The sequence below is a fragment of the Pseudoalteromonas sp. JC28 genome (genome assembly GCF_013319255.1).
In the GTDB taxonomy this organism is placed as follows: Bacteria; Pseudomonadota; Gammaproteobacteria; order Enterobacterales; family Alteromonadaceae; genus Pseudoalteromonas.
Map to the genome: position 1 here is coordinate 372,638 of NZ_QOKX01000005.1, position 25,206 is coordinate 397,843.

The following is a 25,206-nucleotide window of genomic DNA, read 5'->3' on the forward strand; positions in this document are numbered from 1 at the left end:
AGCTTTGATGCACTTGAAGTTGTTATTACAGTGCTTAGTCTTACAGCGTGTAATGGAAACCGATGGCGATACCGTCGTCTTCGGTTTGTGACATTTGTGCTTCTTGCGCGGCATCGGCGCTTGAGAAGTCACTAAAGTCCTTACGCGCTTCAATGTACAAAATGGTGTCTTCAGACATAAAGTAGTGTGCGCCTATCACGGCAAACTGACGCTTAAAAACATCATTAGGATCAGCATTAAAGTTTGGTTGGATCACATAGTCATCGCCCGCATCAAATACGTTGTAAGCGATAAATGTACGCACGTCATTATCAAAACGGTAGCTAACAAGCGACTCTAATCCAACGGCATCCTTGATTAAGCGGCCTAGGTTATCTGTATCGTGGTTTTCGTTTTTATTGATGTTTGCAGCTGCATACCAACCAGGCTTATAGAAATCCCCGTAAGTAATACCGACGCCATAAATTAAATCTTTAACCGATTGATTTCGGCCACCAGCGTACACAATATCAAACGCGCCGCGGTTAACACCGGCTGTGAGAGTTAAGTTTTCGGTCGCAGCATAGGTAAGTGAGGCACCATAAGTTGAATTAAACTCTACTTTTTGTGCCGCGTTGTTCCCTTGATTAAATTGGGCTTCGCAGGAGCTGCTCGAAATATCAACGACATCACAAGTATAAAAGTCATCAGATTTTAGCTGAGCTTGTACAGCAAAGCTCAGCTTGCCAAATTGATTACGGTATTGCAGCACTTTATCACCACGACCAGTACCATTGATCGCGCCGTCGTCTTTGTTATAGGTGTAAACACCTGCGGCATTACCATCCCAAACTAGGCTGTAGTTGGTGCTGTATACCACGTCGTACCAAGCGCCCCATTGCTTTCCTAGGGTAACTTGGCCGTATTCATCGTGCTTAACCCCAACATAACCTAATCGGTTATATAAAAACTCGTCTTGTATTGATTCGAAGCGGTTGCTGTAAACAATATCACTACTACCAACAGGGTTTACACCCCATTCAAGGAGTGCGAAAGCCTGCCAGTTGTTTTTCAATTGGCGTTTAAAGTCAAAGTTAATACGCGATGCGCCGTTTACCAACTCAGTCTCGCCTTGAGTGTTAATAACTCGAGCATCGATAAAGCCGCCAATCGTGACACTATTCTTTTCATCTTTGAATATCTCGATAGCGTTCACTGTTGGAATAGTAGTCACGCTAGCGATAAGAGTGGCAGCAAGTGTTCTTTTCATGAATTACCTTGTTTCAATGTTGTTGCTAAATAGGGCTAAATTAGCTAAAAAATGGAGATTATCAAAGCTAAAATACAGGCAAAAGTGAAAAAATATCAAGAAAATAACGTGGTTTTTGGTAAATTTATTCATTTCCTGTTCATTGAGTTTAAATATCAATGAGTTAGGAAAGTACGAGTTCTGAGGTTATTGATTGATTTTACGCAATAAATGTAAGGGGTTATAGCAATATCAGCGTTTTGTTACTGCAAGATAGCACGAAAAAGTGTAATTCAGCGAAAAATCAATAAAACATCATGTTTTTGGTAGATAGACTTCTGTAGTCTTCCAATTAGATACACAACTACAAAAGGGAGATTGAGTAATGCTTGTTAAAAAAATTGGCATCTCAAAATTGGCTTGTTTTTCCACCATTATGTTGTTTTTTATTCATGAAGTTCAATCATATAGCGAACTACCAACAGAGTCGTATGGTGTTATATATGGTTTTAAAGACGGTAATAGCAAAGCGATTTACTTAAGTGACCAAGGTGGTAAATCGCCAGTAAAGATCGTGAAAGCCACGTCAAGTGACGGCTATCCTGCTGTCTCACCATCGGGAGACAAAGTAACCTTTTACGGTAAATACGATAACTTCAAAACATGGTCAATTCATACCGTTGATATTACTGGCCGCAATCTGAAAAGATTAACCAGTAAAAAATATGTGTGGGATAGTGCACCTGCTTGGTCTTTGGATGGAATGACGATAGCGTTTGCTAGAGAATATGAAAATAAGGAAGGTGTTTGGCAGGAAGAAATTTGGTTAATGAATGCTGATGGTAGTGAACAGCGCCAAATTAAAAATCTCGAAGGTCGTGCTCCAGAATTTATGCCAGATGGTCGATTACTATACCAATCTAAAGCCAGCCCAAGCCAAATTAGCATTGCCAATTTGGATGGCAGCGAGGTTATTCAACTCACTCAAGACGACACTGATAACATGTCTCCTCAAATTTCCCCAGATGGCACGAAAATAGCCTACCTATCTAATAGAGATGGGAATCAGGAAGTATATGTTATGGGTATTGATGGAACCAATAACAAGCGACTGACTCGTAATAACATTCAAGAGTGGGATCCATCTTGGTCTCCAGACGGCACAAAGGTGTATTTCGCTTCAGAGAATGTATTTGGCTTTTATGATGTCTTTTCTATAAATGTGGATGGCACGTCTATCAAAAAAATACTTCAAAACAGCTCGCAAGCGACAGTTGTGCCAGGTCTTGACCAAGAAACGCTACAAAAATTAAAGAAAACAAATGAGCGCCAGTAGGTCTGTGCGCTGACAGTAAATGGTATAGACGTTCAGATAAAGCGGTATGGAGACTATTTCAATGACTATTACATGATTCATATTTAACCTGAGGTTTGGATAAGGAAGGTTCCAACTCATTGTTGCTAAAGCACAACTTAGTTTTCTCCTTGTCTAGCCAGAGAGTTTTAGGGAAAACACCGCTCCCGCGTCCTGCTCTCGCTAAGGTACCTACATCCTGTAGGCAAGGCGAATTTACGCACCAATAGCTGGCTATTGGAAGTGAATTCAACGCAGTTAGCGCTAAAACTGGCTGCTAGAAAGGCATTAATTATCCGCAGCTCAGGTTATTTAATATAACGAATATTGATGGCTAAGTTCAAGACTAGGAGGTATTAATGACAGCGCCAAAAGGATTAAAAACCCTTGTTCTTTATGCTTTTTTATTTTTCCCAGCCTGTGGCAGTACAGCTGTGACGGTGACGCAGCAAGACCCTGTGGTGATAGGTAATACACTGGTATTGAAGTCTGAAATTTTAAATAATGAAATCCCACTCAATATTGCGCTTCCTAGCAACTTTGATCTTTCTTCGAAACTTCATACTTATCCCGTGATCTTTTTAGTTGGTAAACATGGTAGTGAGTTCTTCCATGCGGTCAGTGGTATCGTAAAACACTTAGCTGATGTAGAGCGGATGCCTGAAACCATTGTTGTTAGTATCAATGGAGGAAGCCCTTCACCAGATATTTACCATAATGATATGTTTGGTGGTCAGTCGAATAAAAAGTGGCCATCATGGGGGGAGTCTAAAAAATATCATGATTTTTATCAAAATGAGCTGTTTCCGTTTTTAAAAGCACATTATCGGGCTAATGAAAAACGTACAGTGATTGCAATTTCAACGAGTAGTTTCTTTCCATTAAATAATCTCATCCATGAAAAACAGTTATTTGATACATACGTGTTTTTAGCTGCGGCTGATATCATAGGGATGGGATACATGCCAAATAAAACTATGGTAGATAGTCTAGTTGAAAGAGTATCTGAAGACCCTAAAAATGGCCCCCTTATTTACTTTGCTGTAGCTGGAGACGACCTAAAAAAGGAAAAGAAGTATCAAAGCAATGTGAATAAACTCAAGAGCCGCCTGAAGAGTATAAAAGACCTACCTTTTATCCTCAAAATTTATGATAACGAGGGACATTATGATGCATTGCTAAAAACGATGCTGGATGTGATAGAAATAAAATACCCGAAGTCACTTTGGTCAGCAAAGTATCGCGATATTGTGACTAAACCTGGTAATGCTCTACAAAATATTGATAACTACTACGACCAATTAAGTGAGCGCTATGGTTTTACTATATTGCCAAGATCAACGCGTTGGAATAGTGTTAATAGGCTCGGCTTCATTAGTACGTATTTGATTAAACAAGGCCGAGTCATAGAAGCGATAGAAGTCGCAGAACGTTACACCGAATATCAACCTAAGTCTTGGCAAGCCTATGAGTCATTAGCAAAGGCATTTGAGGCGAATGAGGATAACTTACAAGCGCTGAAAAACGCCAAAGTAGCCGTGCGACTGGTTGATAATGAAGTAAATAAAAGCCTTCTATTGGCATACATCAATCAATTAACCGAGGCACCAGAGTAAATATGCTGCTACGTTCAGTGAAATCATTAACCCTACTTTGTTTGATGCTCTTTTTGATGGTGTTAACCGCCTGCAACAACGATAGCAAACTAGACTTTGACGCGTTTGTTGAGAAAAAACTAACAGATTTTCTGATTGAGGAAAATGCACAAATTGCTTCCATCGCTATTGTGAATGATAAGCTTAACTATCAAAAGCAATTTGGCGAGTTTCCTGATGGTACAAAGCCACGCCATGATACCGTGTATGAAATTGCATCCATCACTAAAACTTATACCGGGTTGTTGCTTGCCAAGGCGGTAGTAGATAAAAAAGTGCAATTAGATGAAGATATTAGGGTGTACTTGCAGGGTGGTGATTATCAAAACCTGCAACATCTAGGCAAACCTATCACTTTGCGTCATCTCGCGACTCACAGAAGTGGTTTACCGCAAGATTTTGCATATACAAGCGCAGATATAAAGTCTGGCAAGGCTTTTGAGCTGTTCTCTAACTATTCAAAAGCGACGTTTTTTGAAGATTTAGCTCAGTACCAACTTACCTCAATGCCTGGTCAGACATTTCAATACTCCAATGTTGGCGCAAACCTGACTGGGTATATTTTGGAAAACGTGTATAACCGACCATTATCTACACTTGTTGCGCAATTGATCACGGAGCAATCGGGTGAAGAACATACAAGGTTTCGTTTAGAGCCCAGTGAGATAAGTAAAATAACGAGAGGGGTAGATAGAAACGGCAAAATTGCACCGTTACTCAGTCCACACTCGTTTGCTGAAGGCGGACTAACATCCAATGCAGCTTCGATTGCCGATTATATGCAGTATTTACTCAGCACCCAAGCAGAAGAAGTGCTGTTGTCGCGCACCTTATTAACAGAAACCAGCAGTGAACATGGCCATGCATTTTTTTGGAATACATACGAGTATCACTCAGCTAATCCTATGTTCTATCACAGTGGAGGCTCTATAGGTACTTCCACTTGGCTTGCGCTTTATCCAAAGCAGAAGTTAGGAATATTTATTGCCACAAATGTTTCAGCGAACAACACGCAAGGGAAATTAAATGATATTGCCAATGCGATTGTTGAAAAGTATGAGCACGCTAAGCGGTAAAAAGACAATGAAAATTCCGGATTCAAGAAGTTAAAAAATATGCAATTGATTAAAGTGGTTTAATATCAGCTTCATTAGCTTACTCTCTGAAGCGAAAGCTGGATCGGGTACGAATTTAGAGACAAGGAGTTAGGTATGAGTTTACTTACATGGATACTCTCTCATGTCACACTTGCGGCATTTTGGCTTTGGATTTTAAATTTTGGCGGAGCTGCAAAAATAGAAGGATGGAAGTCGTTCTTTATCATAGGGTGGTTTGCTGCGCTATGGACTGCTGAGCAGTTGCGTTTGTATGCACTGTGTATTCTCGTACTACAAGTTCCTTGGTTTATTGCAGGCCTTTTGATGCCGCAATGGCGAGGCTTTGCGGTGTAACATCAATTTGCTTAATTAAGTGCTCTATTTTGAGGCGAGAAAATCTTGTCGATAACACCGCTTCCGCATCCTGCTCACGCTAAGGTACCTACGTCCTGTAGGCAAGACAAAGATTTTGCTATTTAGTTATTCTAAATAAGAAATCTTTAACGCAGTTAGCGTCAGATTTACTCCTTCAAATTGAGCAAGTATTAAGACAAACTGGTGTCATTGTCAGGTTTTGTAAAGGTGCTTGGATTTGTCTGTTTCCTAGTGCAATTATATTTACTTGAAAACTAAAGGCTCTAATAAAAGGATAGTTTATGAAGCAGATGAGCATTCTAATTGCTATGTTTTGCAGTTTAATAATTTGCGATAAAAGTTATGCCCAAAACAATTACGATTTAGGACAAAAAACACCGGGATTAACACCTGAATTATTTGCTCCAGGTGTCGTTTCTACGGATGAGCACCGCGAGACTGAAGTGTTGTTTTTGCTAGATATGTCAGAGCTTTCTTTTACTCGCTCTGGTGGGGAATATCAAAAACCAACTTGGATTGTGATGCAATATAAAAACAATCAATGGATTGAAAAATCAATACCCGAAGCAGACATAAATGCATATCAGGAGCAATTTAGCCCACCGGTTTCACACATACAAAACATCGAGCCTTTTAAAGATATTCCAATCAGAGGTTATACCACCTCAGCAAAAGGGACACACTACTTTTATGTCTTAGATTTGAAAGACGGCAGTGGGCATTTGAGTTATTCACGGCTTGTTGATGGCAAATATGAAACACCGCACAAAATGAGTAAGGCAATTAACCAAGGAAAGTACATTGCTCACCCCTACATCGCGCCAGATGAGTCTTATATTATGTGGGATGCTGAAAAGGAAGGTGAAAACACGCCTGATATCTACATTAGTTTTCGTAACCAAGATGGCACGTGGACAAACGCAATAAATATGGGAGATACGATTAATACGGCTGCGTACGAGCAACGACCTAAAGTATCACCAGACGGAAAGTACTTATTTTTTTGGCGAGGTGACAAAAAAGTCAAAAAAGACGGCACGAGTTACTGGGAAGGTAATCCATATTGGATGGATGCGAAGGTTATTGAAACGCTGAGACCAACACACTAGTGCTCAGTTATTCTTGGTTATACTACCACTAAAAACCTCGACTAAACGGCATGCAATCCGGCCATTTTTTAGATGCAGTCAAAGTGCTATTTCGCGCAGTATAAATAACTTTCACCGTGCTATTTATCGCGGTTTGAAGTTATCTCAGTGTTGCGCTTTGAATGTTAAGGAGATCAATATGCAATTTCCAGAATTTGAAACACCACGCTTGAAGTTGACGGCGCTATCCGAATGCGACAGTAATGCTATTTTTGAACTATTTTCAAACCCAGAGGTAGTGAAATACTACGATTTAGAGGCGTTTAGTGAGCGATTACAAGCTGAAAAACTCATAGATTTCTTTCATTCTCGATTTGATAGCGGTGTTGGGATCCGTTGGGCTATCCGATTAAAAGACACTGAGCAGCTTATAGGTACGTGTGGTTTTAACTCATGGAACTCAGCGATGAAAAATGCAGTTATCGGTTATGATTTGACGCCGAAATTTTGGGGAAAGGGTTATACCACTGAAGCATTACACCAAATTATCTCCGCCGCGTTTGGTGGTTTACTAGCATGTGGTGCACTGAATCGAATTCAAGGAGATACGGTGCCGGGAAATCATGCGTCAGAGGCTGTGTTAGAAAAGCTAGGTTTTAAAGCTGAGGGAGTTAGACGACAAAGTGGGTATTGGAAAGAACAATTTCACGATCTAACGTGCTTTGGGTTATTAAAGTCAGAATTTAATCGCTGAGCCAATATTTTTTAAAGGAAAGACAATGGAAATCTGGACACTACTTTTATTTATTCCAGCCTGCTTTGCCTTGAATATGGCACCAGGGCCAAATAATCTTCTAGCGCTAAATAATGCTCGTCGTTATGGTTTTCGTATAGCTCTACTTGCGGGATTTGGAAGGCTCGCCGCATTTTGTGTGATGATTGCGCTTGCCGCTTCAGGCCTTGCTGTTGTGCTGTATACGTCGGAAATATTGTTTCTTGCCATTAAGATTTGTGGCGCGCTCTATTTATTATGGATGGCTTATAATTTATGGCGCTCAGACGTTAGTCCAGTTTCGGATGATGTCCGCAATATGAGCATTACCGGACTGATGAAGCAAGAGTTCGCTGTTGCTGCGGGTAATCCAAAGGCAATTTTGATATTTACCGCTTTTCTCCCTCAGTTTGTCGACGTTGCAAAAAATGTGACAGAGCAATTTTCACTATTGGGGGCTACTTTTCTCGTTCTGGAAATCGTGGCTATCGCTATGTACGCTGTTATTGGGCTGTATCTAAGGCAGTGGTTTAGTAAACCTAAACTGGTTAAACGTTTTAATCGTGCATGTGCTTCATTTTTGGCGCTATCTGGCGGCAACTTACTGTTGAGTAGACAGTAGCGATGCCAAAGTTAGTGACCCGCTAGCCCACAAAGTGATGCTACTTCTCAATTCACTCATCTAGCCTGCGTGTGCTTGACAATAACTAATCATTCCGTGAAAGTATCGTTATGAATATAGAACTATTTCTCACAAGTACACGAATTATTACCATTCCTTAGGAGTGGTGGTTTTGTGTGCTTTTTTAATGAACCCACCAAAGTAAGGTGGGTTTTTTGTATCTGCCTTGTGGGGCCACAGCAAGGAGGTTACATGAAGAAAATAGCAGTTTTTGGTAAACCGGGAAGCGGCAAGTCTACGGTGAGTAAAGGACTGGCCGCGGCAATACACATCCCGTTATATCAATTAGACTCGCTGCTCTACCAAGCAAATGGCGAGTTTGTTGACAGAGCCGCTTTTGATAAAGCACATCAAAACATATTGAATACTGATGCGTGGATCATTGACGGCTTTGGTCCGTTAGATGCGTTTAAACAGCGCTTAGATGCAGCAGATACCTTAGTCTACATCGACTTACCATATCGAGTGAGTTATTGGTTTGTGATAAAACGTCTTTTAAAAAGCATGCTCAATAAGCCTGAAGGCTGGCCAGATGGTAGCTCAGTGTTTAAAGGGACGATTGCCAGTATTAAAACGTTAAGGCGCTGCCCGCAATTTTGGAATGAAAAATTCTTATCGCAGTTAGAGGAAAGTGCGCAAACCAAAACACTCTATGTGATTAAGTCGGTTGCGGCGCTTGATAGCTTTGTACGCCAACATGCGAAGTAATATCATCAAAGGGTAAACGTGAGTAATGTATTGATTTGATTTACAGCCTTTGGTGTTACGTCTTTTGCGCTGTAAATGATGAATAATAAAACTGGTAGCGGTCTTACCCACACTAAAACGGTGATAAATCATCTAATCGCAACTATTATTTGCTATTTGCCTTTGTACTTTTTTGTTGTTCTTTATACTTAGCCGGTTTGATAGTTGCGCATGGAGAGGTGCATGAGAAGAGTTGTAATATTTAATAAGAAAAAGCATTTTTTCGCGACAACCAGACGTTGAGTTACTCAACCAACAGATTGAACAGATAGAGCAAGGTGGTTGGAAGGTGTTGTCTGTCACGGCTAACTGCGATTTTTTAGGATATTAGGGCCTGTTGATCTTTCAAGTTTGTTTTTGCAGCAGTTTGATTGGTATTTATACAAGGCAGAGCCAGCGTAGCATAGTCATTCTATGTAAGTCTGGTGATAAAGACTTTGTGCTCCTGCAAAGTCACCTTACCCCACATCCTTGTGGGGCAACACAGAAGAAATGCCAATCAAGCGCTGCCCTTTGGGTTCACCTGAGTGCGCTTTGTTCATTGTTGCTCAACTTTTACCTAGATTACTAGGCGACAAGTCGAGCGTCGCGACCAAAACACACTCAGAAGAACAAAAATCAAACAGCAAAGGTCAACAGGCCCTCGCTCTTTTACAATTTTAATTGAGTCTTAATTTGTTTGCCGTGAAGCTTGAATTAGCTTCACGGGCGTGCTAATTTTCTCTCGCTCTGGTGGACGACCTCCAGAGCTTTCTTTTACTGGCGGGGACGACCCCATTTTGGAGTTGTCATGAGCTGGTTGCTACTTGTTTTTGCAGGTTTATTGGAAGTCGTTTGGGCTATTGGTTTGAAATTTACCAACGGTTTTACGAAGCCTGTTCCCTCAATTATTACTTTAGTGGCGATGGCCGCAAGTTTCTACTTTCTCAGTGTTGCACTACGAACTTTACCGCTTAGCGTTGCTTATTCTGTCTGGGTTGGCATTGGTATGCTAGGGTCGATTATTGTTGGCTTTGTCTATTTTAAAGAGCCGTTGTCATCACTTAAGCTACTCAGTTTACTGCTGATAGTGATTGGGATTATCGGTCTAAAATTATCCTCTCAGGGTTAAATTACAGCTATAGTTAATCGGAGCTTAGGTTAGATAATTCCACTTCAGATGAAAAGGAAATTCGATGACGATTGAACTGAATATGACGGGCTTACAAACGCTTGTCGAGACTACCCTCACACCACTTAAAGACTATCATGGTGATTTGTTACCTTGGCGCGGGGAAATGGTAGAAAGCCATAGCTTCGCATTGGAAGATATAACCACAAGTGTTACTGGTGAAAGTAAGATAGAGCTTATCAACGCGAGCACAGTCATCGATGAAGACGGTATTATTGGTGAGCAAAAGGAGGTTAATGCAAATCTCGAACCTACCACAACACTTACCTATAGTGATGAGGTGTGCTGGATAAAATACAGCACACACATTGACTTTGATCTCACCGGTGCCTCCAAAGCGGAGCTGCTTGGTATTAATACAGATGGGCAGGCACAATGTAAACTAGCAGCCTACCTTTGCCATCAACCACATGAAGCTGTGGGTTTTGCCTTAGGCCGCGACCTTGCAACTATGCCGGTTATTTTCGATGTTGAGGATATTAAGTCACTTGCACCTAATAATGCATTAATGATGGAAACGGCAGGGGCGTTAACGGTGAGCGCCAATTTTAGGTGGTCAGATATAATCGCGCAAAATCTCGATATGTTTAGTCGTTGGTTGGATCAAGGAGAATTACTTGATATTAACCTTGATTCGGCTTTAAATGCGGACCTTAATATCGAGATCCGTGGTGGCTTTCGTGTTGTCTTTTCTAAACGCTTGGATAAACCACACCATACTTTCCTCGCAATTAAAAAATCAACATTGTCGAATACTGCTTTAACAATCACTGGGGGAGTGAACGCCAAATTTGCCGACCAAGCCGGATTTAAGCAAGCTTATTCGAGTATTTTGACAGGGATATTCAATGCACCTCTGGATAAGGTTGAAGAAGTCCTTTCACTCGTCGCAACAGACTCTCCCGATGAAGCGCAATATGATCTGATCTTAAGATTAAAAGATCGCTTACAGCTTGATCCACTAACGGACAGTTTAGAACGACTTCAAAGCGAGCTGCTGACCATTAAAAAAACGGTGTTAGCAAATATTGAAACGGCTGCAAAGTTAAAAGCCGAGCTAAGTGTTAAGTTTGAATATACGCGTTTATCCAGTCATCAATCGCTGCTTGAAGCTAAATTAACTACCAAAGGCCTAGAGCAGGTGCATCTTGATGCGTTATTTGGGCGGGTTGGTACTATCACTCAGCATAGTTACCAAGATGAAATCGAGATAGAGCGCTTCTTCTTTCAAACCAGTACTGAAATCAAGCAAGCCTATGGGTTCAATTTAGGCTTTGGTGCTTGGTCGGCCATGAGCCGTAACAGCTATTCATTTAAAACCATTGAAACGAGAGACAAGCTAAATAGAGTGCAACTTGCTACGCTTGGAATGCGTGGTTATCAAGATGATATTAATGGCGATAAACGTCATTACTATCTCAGCTTTGATGCTCAGATGGTGGCCTTTTCAACATCAACGCCGCCCAAGCTAAACGAGTTTACATTGGGTCTGACGCTCTTACATAAACAGCAAGAGGCGAGTGTGACCAGTAACGAGCTGGACCACTTGGTCGATGATTTATCGGTATGGGGTATGATCCCAGAGTTTGACTCTGAGGATACAAAACACCGATTGAGCGAGATACTCAAAGATGCCGATAATGTGCGGATCGTTAAGTCCTTACACCTTGACCATGACGCGTTTGTTCAGCTACTACCTTTATTAGGTCAGTTTGATAGTAGAAGACTGGCCATCTCGCTTGCCGCTGCATTACCTATCAATCACAAAATACTTCCTGAGCGGGCGACTATAGAAAATCGGGTGAAATTATATGATGCGATTTTTGAGGCATTGTTAAATTCGCAACTTAACTCTCATAACGAAGTGGCTCTGGCGACATATCAATATCTCAAAGCAAAGGGATGTCGAAAACTTGCACGCAAAGAGCGGGATTGGCGCAGGCTAGGTGCGAGTAAATTCCAAACCCTTGCAGGAATAGTCGAGTTGCATCCGCGGATTTTGCACGACATTAAAAACCTATGCGATGGTTTTGCACAACTTAACCTCGCTTATCACCAAGAAGGGGATTATTCAGTGCTTGAAAAAGCATTTAATCTTTTTGATGACATGGGCGAACATGGATTTTATAACCGCTTTTTCGCCCATTATGTATTGCAATGTACGCGCACTTTTCCTCAGGCACAAAATGGTACCAAAGTAACGGTGAAGCTAGAGTTTGTTAAAGACGGTAAAGAAATTGATGTGCTTTGGGGCAAACGTTAGCATGCCACTTTGAGTCTCAGAGTACCACGTTCCCAAATTGTATACGTTATATCTAAAACCGAAATTTGGAGGCAAAGATAAATTGGATTACTTACGATGGATAAGGAATAATTTCACGAAAATCGAGCTGATAGACGATCGGATATTGCATGAGGTAATTACAGAAGCGAAAGCAGACTCAGCAACCTTAAATGAGCTGTGCAAAGCGCTTGGTGTATTGTTTATTGCAGTACCGTTTAACGTCTACCTTGCCGTTTCTGGGTTATTGTCTTACGACAATTTGTCCTTTTGGTTAGTGATGCTTATCACCGCTATGATAGGAGTGGGAGTCTCTTTATATATTGAACAGAAAATTATAAAAAGAAAGATCGCACAGTCGATCTCAAAGCTAAAATTAGCTGGTGATTAACCACTTTGTTTTCTATAGGTCGTCGCTTAATTTTCTCTTCAGTTTTGCTACTGCATCATGTTTGCAATCTAAACCCATATACAAGTAACACATTGTAATTGTGGGTAACTTTTATTTGTTGGACTTACGGTCGGTTAAATAAAACGAGATCAGTCCATGTAAAGGCGGTTTGTATCCATATGAATGATGTAGTCACTGACAAAGTACGGTTTACTTTTAAAAACCATCCTCAAGGTTGTGCTGAAGAATTTATTGTTGCGACGGCAGTGAGCGATAATATTTATCAAATAAAAGGCGCTCCGCTTTTTGCTTTTGGTGTTAACTACGACGACCACGTTTTGGTTGCACCAGATAGCGAAGGTTCTTTAGACGTCATCGAGATTGTGGCTCGAAGTGAGTATCACTCTTTGCGGATCCGCTTTACAAACGAGTTAGAAAATGCCAAAAACATAGAGCTACTTCAAGAGCTTACTCTATCTGGCGTGGAGAGCGAGCAATTGGATGATGGGTGCTTTGCCTTGACGGTTTCACCGCAAAGAGAATACGAATCTTTTATCGATATCTTGCATTATTATCAGGAGCTTGGCGTATTGAAGTATGAACTTACCGGCGAGCCCCACGATAGCTTCGATGGTAAAAGTGCATAGCTAAGGAAAATTACCTAACTCTTCTCAAATTCAGTGGCTTAGTGTTCAGTTTTGTGTTTCACTTGGAACTTTAATAGGCACGGTAATTTACTATCGTACTTGGTTTAGGATAATGGCGAAATACTAAGGAAACACAAGGATGGCTGTCAATTTTGTTGGAGGATGTTTATGTGGGCAGATCCGTTTTACCGCGATTGGCGCCCCTCGTAACCCTCATACCTGCTCATGTAAAATGTGCCAAAGACATAGCGGTGCCCTAACCGTTACATGGGTAGAGTTCGCAAGTGAAGAGGTAAGCTGGGATGGGCCTGGCGGTGCGCCTAAGGCGTGGCGTTCATCGGATTATTCATCGCGCGCTTTTTGCCCTGAGTGTGGTAGCACATTAGGTGCAATAGATGACGCGCCTATCATTGCATTAGTGCTCGGCGTTTTTGATGCCAATAGTCGTAAAACCCTAGAACCCAAATCCCATTCTTATATTTCAAGAAGGCCAAAATGGTGGTGTATAGGATGCAATTAGTCTCTGTGCTGTATGTGAGTAAATTATGACTTATTACGTTATCGAAGATGCGTCGTGGCCTGAGATCCTAACTCTACAAAATCAGGCGTATCATGATGTTGCGCCGGAAACTGTGGATATCCTAAAAAGTATATGGATGCGCTCGCTAAAGAGTTGTTTTGTTTTTAAACAACATCGAGCCGTGGATGCCTATTTATTGGCGCACCCTTGGTACGATGAAAAGCCGCCGAGTCTGTTTACATTACTTCCTGAACAGCCGCCTAGTTCGTCGTTGTTTCTACATGACCTAGTTGTTTCACAAGCCGTATCTGGGCAGGGAATAGGTGCCTTGATGATTAAACGCTTAGTTGAGCTGGCGACTCAAATGGGGTACTGTCGCATTCGGCTCGTGGCTGTACAAAATAGCGTGGGGTTTTGGTTGATGTTCCAAAGCCAATTAAGGTATGCAAAAGTTATGGTGAAGATGCGCCAGCTAAGCTTGGAAGTTATGAAAGTAGCCATACGGTAATTTACGATGATAAAAAAAATAGTAATTATATTCTCGCTGCTGTTTGCATCTAGCCACGGCAGTGCTGATGAATTAAAGCCATTCACAAGCGATGGTTGTAGTGCATTTCCTGATGGTACTTTGGCGCAAAATGAACTGTGGTTGAGCTGTTGCACGGCACACGACCTTGCCTACTGGAAAGGTGGTACCGCTATAGAGCGCGAAAATGCCGACATTGCCTTGCAAAAATGTGTTGCTGCGGTAGGTCAAGAAGAAGTGGCAACCTTGATGTTAGCGGGTGTACGACTTGGTGGGCTTCCTTATTTACCTACGCCATTTCGTTGGGGGTACGGGTGGTCTTATCCTAGACGTTACGCCGAATTGACCGCTGAAGAGATAGAGCAAGTAAATAAGCACATGGCAAAACTAGCATTAGACAAAAAATAAATTGACGCAAAGTCAAATTCTGTATATTTTCTCCGCGATGTTTCAATGAGGGCCATACAGTCAACTCGTCAACCCAATATTAGGCAGATCCTCACACGCCATTAAGTGCCTGTGATTTTAACCTTTTGTTCTGAATTTGGGAAACGGATAAGACTGCATCAACCGCTGTTTATAGCCGATGTTGCGTCCCTTTTTCCGCAGCTCAAATTCCTTTGATTTGGGAAATTCGCATGGCTGAGCCAAGTGCAATTAGCATCATTCCCCCAGTCGTCGTATTGACGCTTGCAATTATCTTACGTCGTCCTATCTTGTCCCTTGTCTTAGGGGCGCTTGTAGGACTCGCATTGTTAGACCCTGCCACCGTATTGGCAAATTTTGCTGATGCTTCGCTAAAAGTGATGGGCGATGAAACCATCGGCTGGCTTATTCTGGTATGTGGTACGTTTGGTGCTTTGATAGCATTGTTGGTGCACACGGGTGGTGCCTTAGCATTTGGTCGCAATGCACTGAAAATGGCAAAAGGGCCAAAGTCGTCTTTGCTTATGACCTATTTTTTAGGTGTGATCATTTTTATTGATGACTATCTTAATGCGCTGACGGTTGGTGAGACGATGCGTCGCGTTACCGATAAGTTTAAGATTTCTAGGGAAATGCTTGCCTATGTAGTGGATTCAACCGCTGCGCCTATCTGTGTTCTAGTACCACTTTCGACTTGGGCAGTGTTCTTTGGTGGTTTGCTGGTTGATAACGGTGTCGCCGGAGAAGGACAGGGGATCAGCACGTATATTCAGGCCATTCCTTACATGCTGTATGCTTGGGTGGCTGTAATTATGGTGCCACTGGTGATATTTGGTGTTGTTCCACTATTCGGCCCAATGAAAAAAGCAGAGCTTGCAGCTAAACAAGGACAGCCTGCGCTTGAGCAGGTTGATTTGGAAGAAGTGCATACACCGGATCACTATGCTGCAAAAGCCATTGAGCAGGAATTTGAACAAGCCGACACTCAAGGCAAACTGGTTAACTTTTTAGTGCCCATTGGTTTGTTGGTGGCGTTTACAGTGTATTTTGACATTGATGTATGGAAAGGCTTGTTAGCGACTTTGGCTGTGACTATCCCATTTTATATGGTGCAAAGGTTGATGCCGCTTGCAGACATGCTTGAGCAAATGATCAATGGTTTTAAATGCATGCTACCCGCGATAGGAACGGTTATCGCCGCATTTATCTTTAAGGATGTGTGCGATCAGCTGCTATTGCCACAATATGTGATAAATGCGCTGAGTCCTTATATGACTGCTGGTTTACTGCCTGCGATGGTGTTTTTATCTATGGCTATTTTGGCTTTTGCAACAGGCTCTAGTTGGGGGATCTTCGCTGTGACTATTCCTATCGTGATGCCATTGGCCGTTGCTGTAGATGCTAATATTCCTTTGGTAATAGGCGCGTTGTTGTCGGCATCATCATTTGGAAGTCAAGCGTGTTTCTACTCGGATTCTACAGTATTGGCAGCTCAAGGCTCAGATTGTAACTTAGTCAGTCACGCCATCACTCAGCTACCTTATGCGTTGATTGCGGCTGCTATCGCCTTTGTTGGCTTCTTGATCATTGCATAATCGCAAGTAAGTTTTAGGGTTAGTTTTGCTAACCCTTCGAAGCTAACTTTCTAAAATACATTACTCTATTGCTCAAGTCTTGCTAGGCTATATAACCAGACTCTCAAAGTGTAAGGATAGCAATGTTCACACCTCGCAAGTTAGCCGAAAATTATCGCGAACTGATAAGTAGTATCGGTTTCTACCCCTCTTTACTTGCAGTTGCATTTTTCATTTTCGCGCTTATAACCACTGCACTTGAATATGCAGCTCCTATCAGCAACTTTAAGGAGCTTATAGCGATTGTACTTGTCGACAGTGAAGAGAATGCCAGAACCATTTTAAGTGTGCTTGTGGGGAGTATCATCTCATTGACGGTATTTAGTTTTTCAATGGTGATGATTGTGCTGAATAATGCCAGTGCAGGGTTGTCACCCAGAGTTCTGCCGGGCCTTATCACCAGAAAGTCACACCAGTTGGTATTGGGGTTTTATCTCGGCAGTATCATTTATGCCATCATTATGCTGATAAACATTCGTGGCGTGGGCAATGGTGAAACTGGGATCCCGGCGTTAGGGGTTTTACTTTCGCTGGTGTTTGGACTGATCTCATTAGGCTTTTTTGTATTTTTTATCCATTCAATCTCCCGCGCCATACAGGTCGATAATGTGCTAAATGACCTGTTTAACAACACCAAGAATGAGATGAAGAATATTATCACCAAACAGCAAGAACAGCCTTTTGATAACTTTCCTGACTTTTCGAGTTGGCATAATTTACCCAGCACAGAAGAGGGATATTTTAAGGGAGTACACAGTGACAAACTGTGCGGGTTGTGCGAGCAACATGACTTAAAAATATATATTGCAGTTAAACAAGGGTTTTTTACCGTTAAAGGCTATCCGTTTCTTAAGTGTAATAAGGATCTTAGTGAAAATGAGGCGCTACAGGATGCGTTACTTGGCTGTTTTATTTTTTATGTTGAAGAGTACATCAGCGACCATTATCGCTATGGTTTAACACAAATCTCGGAGATTGCAGTGAAGGCCATGAGCCCAGGGATTAATGACCCCGGTACTGCGGTAAAGGCGATTGATATGCTGAGTATTTTACTTATCCAGCGTTTGGATATTTGCGATGTGAACTACTCCTTTAAACACGCTAAAAATGAGCCGCTTTTATATATTCACGAAGCGTCTTTTGATGAATTACTGCATGATAATTTTACGCCGATAAGAAACTATGCAAAGACCGATGGCTATGTCATGGTTAATGTGTTGGAAGCGTTTAAAAATATACTGTTTCGCTCAAGTGCGGGTCAACAAGCGACGGAAAGTTTATTTAATTATCTAGAGGCCATCATCGACGATGTGCGCAATACCATCACTAACCCGTTTGACCGTCAACGGATCATTGAAATGCTCGAGGCCATTGAGAAAATCAATGGCGACAAAGGAGAAGCGCTTATTACTCAATTTAAACGAGAATAAGCGCGAACTTTTTTAATTCAGCGCAAGCTTAGCAAGACCGGCGGCAATGGCAGAAAGGGAGAGTAACCTGAGTAAAATGATGGCAATATCAGAGCTGCCGCCTGCAGACGTATTTCGATAAACTAAGGGATAATCAAAGAATATAAGTAAGTAGAGTAAGTCAAAAAAACCGATCCGAGTGCCATTGAGTTCTACTTTTGTACCATCTTTTAATAAGATTTCGGCAAAGCATAAATTGGCCGTTGTTTTTATTCTTCCGCCTTTGCGGTCTTTTAATAGTAAGTAATGAAAGGTGATTTCAGTAATATCTTCTCTAGCAATTTTTTGCGTACCAGTTACCTTTGTTTTTATTGCTTTGGGCGAAATGGTTAATTGGTTTTTCGACACGTCCATCACCCATTGAGAGCCAAAGCCAAATTTTTTGTACAGCATGACTCTTTTAGTGAAAAAGATAATTAAAAATGCGATTAAACAAGCAGGAAAGGCAAGGTAGCGTGGGTACTCGCCATCAATAAACGACGCTGTGATAGCCAAGGCGAAGACTAATAATGCAAATAAAAACTCAGCGCCACCGGAAAGCATGCCCAGCGCTGCGATAGATTTGAGTGATACTTGAGAGTTATCGTTCAATTCATTTTTGTTTTTTAGAGTTACATATTTGAACCAAACTTTATCCGTTAGTGATAAATCGAGTGTGTGTTTAGCTAACGACATAGGGCACCTCCTTGATATTAATAAAAGCAATGATCCTGATCCATTTATATCGTATTTCCGTGAAACTTGGAAATTTTTCAACTGGTTGCGTTGTGTTTTAACCAAGAGATTGATACTTTTTTGGTCATCAATTGGTACAATTGTGGGAACGCTTTTATGAAGCGGAATATATGATCCAAAAATTAAACAATCGCGATGCGTTGGTGGCGAGAGAGATTTTCAATGTATTTCAACGCTCATACAAAATAGAAGCAGAGTTAATTGGGGCGAGTTATTTTCCGCCTTTATCTCGAACGATAGAAGATATATGCGGTGCGACGAGTCACTTTTATGGATATTTTGAAAATCAAAATCTTGCCGCTGTCATTGAAATTGTCATTGTTGAGAAAACGCTAGAAATAGATAGCCTGACCGTTGATCCCAGTTATTTTCGCAAAGGGATTGCGGGTAAATTACTGCATTTTGCGTTAGCTGAGTTGGGTGCGGAGAAGGTAATAGTTGAAACAGCTAGCGCAAATATCCCCGCCATAGCGCTTTATCAAAAGTATGGATTTATTGAGTTTAAACGTTGGTTGCCAACACATGGAATAGAGAAGCTGGCGTTTGTATCAGTAATTAAACCCGCTCAATAATAACTCATCCTTAAGATGATAAAATGTACACAGTAAACTTTTTTTGCTATAAAAGGTACGAACTCTAAAAATAAATGTTACAACGGGCTAAGGAGAATTCGATGATTAAAGGATGTTTAATAGGCATATGCGGCTTAATTACACTCAATACAACAGCAGCTTATGCAGAAGATATGGAAATGGATTTTATTAAAAATGAGGTTGAAATATCATTTCAGCAATATAAAGATGGCTCAATTGAAAGTGGAATCTATGCTTTAGAATCGTTGGCTAGGCTTTTGAATCAAGCGGAGTCCTCAAGCGTTCGTGCTGAATTGGGGCCCAATATTTTAGCATTTACTTACATCCGTATCGGATTATTGCACGAAAAGCTTGGAAACTCACTAACAGCTGAGCCGCTTTTCGCAGCAGCCCAGCAAAATCTTAGCAAAGAGTTTAGTGCAGAAAAAGTCACAGTTAATGAGCTAAAGTCGATGGTGAAACAACTCGATGAAATGTCCATTTAGTATTTGTGTAAATTGATTTGCCAATATTAAGTGAAAATATCATTAATGCTTAACTCTTAAACGTTATGTGTCAGAACACAGTGAAAGAGTTTTAATTTATTCTTTAATGTCATAGAGTTGACATACCTATGTCGCCTAAGTGGCGTAATCAGTAGGAAGGTCTCCGAGTATAGTTGAGCTAACTAATACAGGAGACCAATCATGGAAATGCAAATTAACAAACAACTTATAAAATCGAAAAGAGTAGAGCGGGCGTGGAGTCAATCCGAATTGGCACAGGTTTCTGGGCTAAGCCTGCGAACCATACAACGTATCGAAAAGTCAGGGACGGCATCGCTCGAGTCGATAAAAGCACTTGCTGCGGTTTATGAAGTTAAGGTGATAGAAATTCAACATCAGCCTAAGCTAAAAGGTGCCAAATTAACACGCAAAGCTGCGGCATTTTTTGCAGGTACTGCTGTGATGGCTGCAAGTGTTTTTACCTTAACGGCGTCAGCTAAGCCCGTGATGGTTGACCTTATGCTAACCTCTCAGGGACAAACGCTGGCTGATGTTCAGGTTTTGAATGACGAAGGCGCATTCAGCGAGATTGTATTTTCAGATAAGCTAAAAATTCGCCTCACCTCAAAAATTGAACAAGAAAACCAAGTGAAAATAGTGACCGAGATTTACAGCTTATCTTCTGAGGGTCAAGTTCTTATCGCTTCCCCTAGTGTTACGGTTCAACATCAAAAACAGGCTGAAGTACACTTTGATGATTATCAACTCTCGTTGTCACCAAATCTGTAATACAAAAAGCTCAGTAAGTTAAAGCAAACTTACTGAATTTTTTCTGATTATTGAGGCAAAGCAATAACCACACTAAACAAGTCAGTATAAATTGTCATGTAAACTTGATGTTACTCAATTTATGGTATGTTATATTGTATCTAAAATGGTGCAAGGTTTATTTTATGATCACAATAACGGATGGACCACTTCATCTTTACCAAGTGGAGCAAGGTGGTATTTTGGTTACAGGCATTTTGGCCGAGCTTGACGTTTCAGTGTTACCTGAGCAAGCGATTCTGCCTCACGAGTCGGTTTCGGTTACCCATGCTATGGCGCTGAAAAAGCGTGTTCAGCTCGAGAAGTTGCTCTTACCCCCGTGTCTTTTGGTCGGAAAACTTAATTTGGACAAGGTGCGATGGCAAGCGGAATGTGTTGAAACTGCGCAGTGGCACAGTGATTGCGGTGAGTGTACTCATCGCCTCTATGCTGTTGAAAATCGTCACGTGCTACAAGAATTCAGACAGCAGATCGCAATGCACCAACAATGGCTAATTGCTGATGGACATCACAGGATGTTTGCTGCCAGCCAACGTCATGCGCCTCAATCTCGGATGATGGCATGGTTAGTTCCACAGCAAGATGCGGTGATAACGAGTTTCGCGGTGCAGGCATCTTACACACAAGCTGTAGATGTTACTAAATTCAAACAGCACCTTAGCGATTTTGATATCTGTGAATCCCCGGAGACTGAGGGCGATTATACTATTTGGTTGGGGAAAGCTGCTTTATGTTTTGCTCTCCAACGCGCGAAAAGCGATTCTTATCTTATTCAGACCCAGTTGCGTAGAGCACTGCAGGCACTGCCAGCGTTTGAGGAGCTGTGGTCTAAAAATAAAGTTGAGCTAAGTGATGACGCTCATATTGTAACCGCCATCTGTCGCGCCCCCATAATTGAAGACATCTTTGCTGCTGCCAAAGCAGGCAAGTACTTTCCAGAAAAGTCGACCTTATTTACTCATAAGGCCGACAGCCAAGTACTTTACCATTTAAATCAGCAGGCAGCTTGTGCTTAAAAGCCCTCACAGAGGGCGATACTTACAACTGTTTAAAGGCTTCAAGCACCCTAAGGTTTTGCTCCGGCAGTCCGATGCTTACTCTTACAAAATGATCAAAACCTGATTCTAGCCATGGTTTTATCATTATTCCTTGTTGCAGCAGCAAAGATGCGACATGCGCAGACGGCTGCTTGACATCAATAAATAAAAAGTTGGCTAGACTTGGCGCGACAAAATAACCCAGCTCGGTGAGGGCGGCGCTGAGTTTTTCCCTTTCGCGATTCGTTTGCGTGACCGTGTCTGCCAAATAGGAGGGATCTTGCAATACCGCAATCGCAGCAAGTTGTGCTAGTCGATTTACATTGTACGGTGTACGTACGCGGTGCAGATAATCCGCCAATTGGGCATTTGTCATTACGCCGTAGCCCACTCTAAGCCCTGCAAGACCATAGGCTTTGGAAAAAGTCCGTAATACCGCGTAGGGACGAGGCTGTGTTTGAAGTAGTGTTAAGCTATCGACAAACTGTTTATGGCCTTGGGCATATTCGCAGTACGCTTCATCAATGACGATAACCGTATTGAGCGGACAGGCATCAATGAGGCGCTGCAAATTATTGGCATCAAACGTACAACCTATGGGGTTGGATGGGTTAGCAAGCATAAGCATTTTTAAATCTGGGTGGCATGCGATAGCATCGAGCCAATCATCAATTCGATAGGATAAATCGCTTTGCATCGGCACTTCTAGGACCTTTGCCCCCATCATATTGGCGTAAATCCCATGAAGCGCAAAGGTAGGCTTGGCCACTAACACCTTATCGCCTTGACTGAGGAAAGCTTTACACAGCATTGAGAGTACATCCTCAGAGCCATTGCCGAGTACAATTTGTTCTCTGGCAACGTTAAGTTTAGTTGCCAGCTGCTCATTTAGCTCAGTGCATTGGCTGTCTGGATAGCAGCTAGCGGTATGCAGTTGTGCTTTAAAAGCATTAAGCGCAGCAGGACTTGGCCCTAAAGGGTTTTCATTCACCGAGAGGTTTATCATATTGGGGTGGAGATTACGCGCTGCTGCTTGCTCAATGGTTTGTCCCGCACCATAGGGCGGTAGTGCAATGACTTCCTTGCGGGCTGGGTTTGGCATTGTCGTTGTCATGCGTTTTGCTCCTTGAGTGATGTGGGCTCAAGTAAACGATTAGCCCTATGATTAAAAAGCCAAATCTCAGATAGCGCTGTGACCGCAAGTCCTAACATTAAGGCGTACCAAACGCCCAAAATACCCAAAGAGAAAAATTCTTGAAATAACCACGCACCGGGAAGACCAATGCACCAATAACCAATTAAAGACAGCATTAGGGTGCTTTTAACATCGCCAAGTCCACGCAGGATACCGAGCCCGATATTTTGCCACGCGTCAAAAAACTGCAAAAAGGCGGCAATAACGAGTAGCTCTATAGCGATAACAACGACATCGGAGTTTTGTAATTCTTCTGCACTTAAAAATGGCCGCAGTACAAATTCGGGTGTGAATAAATAGATTAAGGCGAAAACAGACATGACCACGGCACCGCAAATAATCCCCAAATTGCCGATGCGTTTTGCATGATGAAAGTCCCCCGCAGCATTGGCTTCGCTGATGTAAATAGAACAAGCAGATGAAATGCCAGCAGATACCATAAATACGATGTACACCATTTGGCTTACCACGTTGTGGGCGGCTAAGGCATTTACGCCGAGTGTTGCCACAAACAACGCAAGCACGGTGAAAAAACCAGCTTCAAGCCCGTAAGTTGCGCCAATTGGCACGCCCATTTTCCATGTTTTACTAAGTGCTTCACGGTCGGTTTGCCAAAACTTTATAGTGAGGTAGGGGCTGAGTACGTCATCGCGCTTGGCAAATAGTACAAACAGTAAAAACGATAAATACAGCACGATACACGTGGCGGCTGCAACCCCCACAAAGCCGAGTTGTGGTAGGCCAAACTGACCAAAAATTAGACCGTAATTGAGCACGATAGTGAGTACAACAGATACACCCGTTATTAACATCAATGGCCCTGGTCTTTTCAATCCAACACTAAAATGCCGCACGCTTTGAAACCAAAAACAGGGTAATAAGCCCAAAGCGACAACGGTTAAATATTGGGTCGTCAAATTGGCAATTGCCTCGGATGTACCGATAAACCTTAAAAATGGCTCTATGGCAAACATCGCGGCGGCGAATAGCAGACCCAAAAATGTTCCGATAAGCATGCTGGCGTTAAAAAGAGGAGTGATCTGATCTAGTTTAGCCTTGCCGATTGCATCAGATACCAGATTACCCGTTGCCGTGACTACGCCCGTTCCCATGGTTCTAAATTGATTAAAAATACCAATGGCGAGGCCGCCAGCAGCCAGTTCTAACGGGCTCAACATACCGAGCATGATAAGATCTATCGTTGCAATTGCCACGTAGAGCAGATTGGTCAGAATAAGCGGCCCTGCGAGCTGACTTACTTTAAAAATATCGGCGCGCGCTGAAGCTACCATAACGTTACTTCCTCCACGTTTTCTTGTGTGATGGCAAAGTCTGCAACCGCTCTTCCGAGTGCCACGTCAGTAATGATCATGCCGCTGTTATAGACAAAGATAATTTCATCAGGGTGGGTTCGTGCCCGCTTTTCACCATTTAGTATTTCCGTCAATGTCGCATCAACGGCGGGTAGCTTATCGTTCTCGTCTAATAAATCGTCTCCGGTGACCTTCATTTGTTCTGCATCCGTTGTGAGCAATCTATCAGCTCGGTGTAGCACTGGTTTTTCGATCCCATAGCCAACTAAAATCACCACAGCGCCGGGTTTTAACCATTCATATTTTATGTTCTCTTTGGCGGATAACCCAGTAACGGCAAGGATCACATCGGCTTGTCTTACTGAAGCTTCTAAATCTTGTGATACCGCAACTTGTCGCTGTGGGTGATGCTCCTTTAGTTTTTGCTGAACCACTTCCAAACCTGCTTGATAGCTGCCATGAACGGTTAGATTTGTGAGTTGTGGTAATGCCGTGACCAGCATTGGTAAAGCGATTTGCCCTTGAACACCGGTGCCTACAACCAACGCATTTTTAGCATCTGAATGAACGGCATATTTTGCGAACAAGGCGGAGGTGGCTGATGTGCGCATAGGACCTAGTTCTTTTACATCCATTAGGGCCACAGGGTGGCCTGTGGCATCATCGCAAAGGAAAATAAAGGAATAGAATTGATATTGGTTGCGACTTCTGTCTGGGTCGTATTCATAGACGACCTTAAACCCTACGGTATTACTTGCGGCATCTCGGCCAGCCATACTATAGGCAATGGATCGACCATCTTGTGGCGTCATAATCACTTTGAGTGGGTTGGCAGAGTCAGGGTGGTGCAGTGAACGAAAGGCATTTTCCACCACCTCAATGACTTTACTATAGGGAAAATCAAGTTGCGCCAGTCGGGCTTCATTTAGTATCGGCAGAACAGTTTGTTGGGTCATG

General features: G+C 42.2%; 26 protein-coding genes. 21 read left to right on the plus strand and 5 right to left on the minus strand.

Translation table 11 applies throughout. The features are described 5' to 3' along the window. Window positions 1–40: 40 nt before the first annotated feature. The gene (locus DS891_RS13600; protein ID WP_174170058.1) at window positions 41–1,249 is read right to left on the minus strand and encodes a porin; all 1,209 of its coding nucleotides are present in this window, start codon (window positions 1,247–1,249) and stop codon (window positions 41–43) included. Window positions 1,250–1,613: 364 nt separating this feature from the next. On the opposite strand from DS891_RS13600, the gene DS891_RS13605 reads away from it, so the two are divergent. From DS891_RS13605 to DS891_RS13685, 17 genes are all read left to right on the plus strand, one after another. Further along, a complete protein-coding gene (locus tag DS891_RS13605; RefSeq protein WP_174170059.1) occupies window positions 1,614–2,564 on the plus strand; it encodes a DUF5050 domain-containing protein in 951 nt (316 codons plus the stop codon). Between the two features lie 377 nt (window positions 2,565–2,941). Beyond that, window positions 2,942–4,198 carry an alpha/beta hydrolase-fold protein gene (locus tag DS891_RS24550; protein ID WP_254605860.1) on the plus strand — a complete coding sequence of 419 codons (1,257 nt, stop codon included), beginning with the start codon at window positions 2,942–2,944 and terminating at the stop codon, window positions 4,196–4,198. Between the two features lie 2 nt (window positions 4,199–4,200). Then, entirely contained in the window at window positions 4,201–5,313 is a 1,113-nt protein-coding gene (locus DS891_RS13615; RefSeq protein WP_254605862.1) for a serine hydrolase, read from the plus strand. Window positions 5,314–5,448: 135 nt separating this feature from the next. Further along, window positions 5,449–5,688 carry a hypothetical protein gene (locus DS891_RS13620; RefSeq protein ID WP_010605182.1) on the plus strand — a complete coding sequence of 80 codons (240 nt, stop codon included), beginning with the start codon at window positions 5,449–5,451 and terminating at the stop codon, window positions 5,686–5,688. Window positions 5,689–5,990: 302 nt separating this feature from the next. Further along, a complete protein-coding gene (locus DS891_RS13625) occupies window positions 5,991–6,818 on the plus strand; it encodes a hypothetical protein (RefSeq protein ID WP_174170060.1) in 828 nt (275 codons plus the stop codon). Window positions 6,819–6,996: 178 nt separating this feature from the next. Then, window positions 6,997–7,551, plus strand: a complete 555-nt coding sequence (locus tag DS891_RS13630; protein ID WP_174170061.1) for a GNAT family N-acetyltransferase — start codon at window positions 6,997–6,999, stop codon at window positions 7,549–7,551. 25 nt (window positions 7,552–7,576) lie between these two features. Then, window positions 7,577–8,191, plus strand: a complete 615-nt coding sequence (locus DS891_RS13635) for a LysE family translocator (RefSeq protein ID WP_174170062.1) — start codon at window positions 7,577–7,579, stop codon at window positions 8,189–8,191. 252 nt (window positions 8,192–8,443) lie between these two features. Next, entirely contained in the window at window positions 8,444–8,959 is a 516-nt protein-coding gene (locus tag DS891_RS13640; protein ID WP_102057074.1) for an adenylate kinase, read from the plus strand. 829 nt (window positions 8,960–9,788) lie between these two features. Then, complete coding sequence (locus DS891_RS13645) at window positions 9,789–10,109, plus strand: multidrug efflux SMR transporter (RefSeq protein WP_017216036.1); 321 nt, start codon at window positions 9,789–9,791, stop codon at window positions 10,107–10,109. 64 nt (window positions 10,110–10,173) lie between these two features. Continuing rightward, window positions 10,174–12,432, plus strand: coding sequence for a hypothetical protein (locus DS891_RS13650; RefSeq protein WP_174170063.1), 2,259 nt, complete (start codon window positions 10,174–10,176; stop codon window positions 12,430–12,432). Window positions 12,433–12,577: 145 nt separating this feature from the next. After that, window positions 12,578–12,841: a hypothetical protein gene (locus DS891_RS13655; RefSeq protein WP_174170064.1), complete on the plus strand. Its 264-nt coding sequence runs from the start codon at window positions 12,578–12,580 to the stop codon at window positions 12,839–12,841. Window positions 12,842–13,020: 179 nt separating this feature from the next. Then, window positions 13,021–13,488: a DUF4265 domain-containing protein gene (locus DS891_RS13660; protein WP_174170065.1), complete on the plus strand. Its 468-nt coding sequence runs from the start codon at window positions 13,021–13,023 to the stop codon at window positions 13,486–13,488. Window positions 13,489–13,627: 139 nt separating this feature from the next. Further along, on the plus strand, window positions 13,628–14,008 hold the full coding sequence (locus DS891_RS13665; RefSeq protein WP_174170066.1) for a GFA family protein: 381 nt from the start codon (window positions 13,628–13,630) through the stop codon (window positions 14,006–14,008). A gap of 25 nt (window positions 14,009–14,033) precedes the next feature. Continuing rightward, complete coding sequence (locus DS891_RS13670; RefSeq protein ID WP_254605864.1) at window positions 14,034–14,516, plus strand: GNAT family N-acetyltransferase; 483 nt, start codon at window positions 14,034–14,036, stop codon at window positions 14,514–14,516. 6 nt (window positions 14,517–14,522) lie between these two features. Then, the gene (locus tag DS891_RS13675) at window positions 14,523–14,942 is read left to right on the plus strand and encodes a hypothetical protein (RefSeq protein ID WP_010605173.1); all 420 of its coding nucleotides are present in this window, start codon (window positions 14,523–14,525) and stop codon (window positions 14,940–14,942) included. A 230-nt stretch (window positions 14,943–15,172) separates the two neighbouring features. After that, complete coding sequence (locus DS891_RS13680; protein WP_039497221.1) at window positions 15,173–16,555, plus strand: Na+/H+ antiporter NhaC family protein; 1,383 nt, start codon at window positions 15,173–15,175, stop codon at window positions 16,553–16,555. 122 nt (window positions 16,556–16,677) lie between these two features. Next, entirely contained in the window at window positions 16,678–18,024 is a 1,347-nt protein-coding gene (locus DS891_RS13685; RefSeq protein WP_174170067.1) for a DUF2254 domain-containing protein, read from the plus strand. Between the two features lie 12 nt (window positions 18,025–18,036). Here DS891_RS13685 and DS891_RS13690 read toward each other — a convergent pair whose 3' ends face one another. Then, window positions 18,037–18,843, minus strand: coding sequence for a hypothetical protein (locus DS891_RS13690; RefSeq protein ID WP_254605866.1), 807 nt, complete (start codon window positions 18,841–18,843; stop codon window positions 18,037–18,039). 65 nt (window positions 18,844–18,908) lie between these two features. Here DS891_RS13690 and DS891_RS13695 point away from each other — a divergent pair, with 65 nt between their 5' ends. From DS891_RS13695 to DS891_RS13710, 4 genes are all read left to right on the plus strand, one after another. Next, a complete protein-coding gene (locus DS891_RS13695; protein WP_174170068.1) occupies window positions 18,909–19,370 on the plus strand; it encodes an N-acetyltransferase in 462 nt (153 codons plus the stop codon). Between the two features lie 101 nt (window positions 19,371–19,471). After that, window positions 19,472–19,876 carry a hypothetical protein gene (locus tag DS891_RS13700; protein WP_174170069.1) on the plus strand — a complete coding sequence of 135 codons (405 nt, stop codon included), beginning with the start codon at window positions 19,472–19,474 and terminating at the stop codon, window positions 19,874–19,876. 201 nt (window positions 19,877–20,077) lie between these two features. Continuing rightward, window positions 20,078–20,665, plus strand: coding sequence for a helix-turn-helix transcriptional regulator (locus tag DS891_RS13705; protein WP_102057064.1), 588 nt, complete (start codon window positions 20,078–20,080; stop codon window positions 20,663–20,665). 164 nt (window positions 20,666–20,829) lie between these two features. Continuing rightward, window positions 20,830–21,720, plus strand: a complete 891-nt coding sequence (locus DS891_RS13710) for a DUF1015 family protein (protein ID WP_174170070.1) — start codon at window positions 20,830–20,832, stop codon at window positions 21,718–21,720. 22 nt (window positions 21,721–21,742) lie between these two features. Here DS891_RS13710 and hisC read toward each other — a convergent pair whose 3' ends face one another. The 3 genes from hisC to DS891_RS13725 are packed head-to-tail and all read right to left on the minus strand — an operon-like array spanning window position 21,743 to window position 25,205. Further along, complete coding sequence (hisC, locus tag DS891_RS13715) at window positions 21,743–22,855, minus strand: histidinol-phosphate transaminase (RefSeq protein ID WP_174170071.1); 1,113 nt, start codon at window positions 22,853–22,855, stop codon at window positions 21,743–21,745. Continuing rightward, entirely contained in the window at window positions 22,852–24,228 is a 1,377-nt protein-coding gene (locus tag DS891_RS13720) for an MATE family efflux transporter (RefSeq protein WP_174170072.1), read from the minus strand. Before DS891_RS13720 ends, hisC begins: the two co-directional genes overlap by 4 nt. Further along, window positions 24,222–25,205, minus strand: a complete 984-nt coding sequence (locus DS891_RS13725) for an ornithine cyclodeaminase (RefSeq protein ID WP_174170073.1) — start codon at window positions 25,203–25,205, stop codon at window positions 24,222–24,224. The genes DS891_RS13720 and DS891_RS13725 overlap by 7 nt, the downstream gene beginning before the upstream one ends. Window position 25,206: the final 1 nt, after the last annotated feature.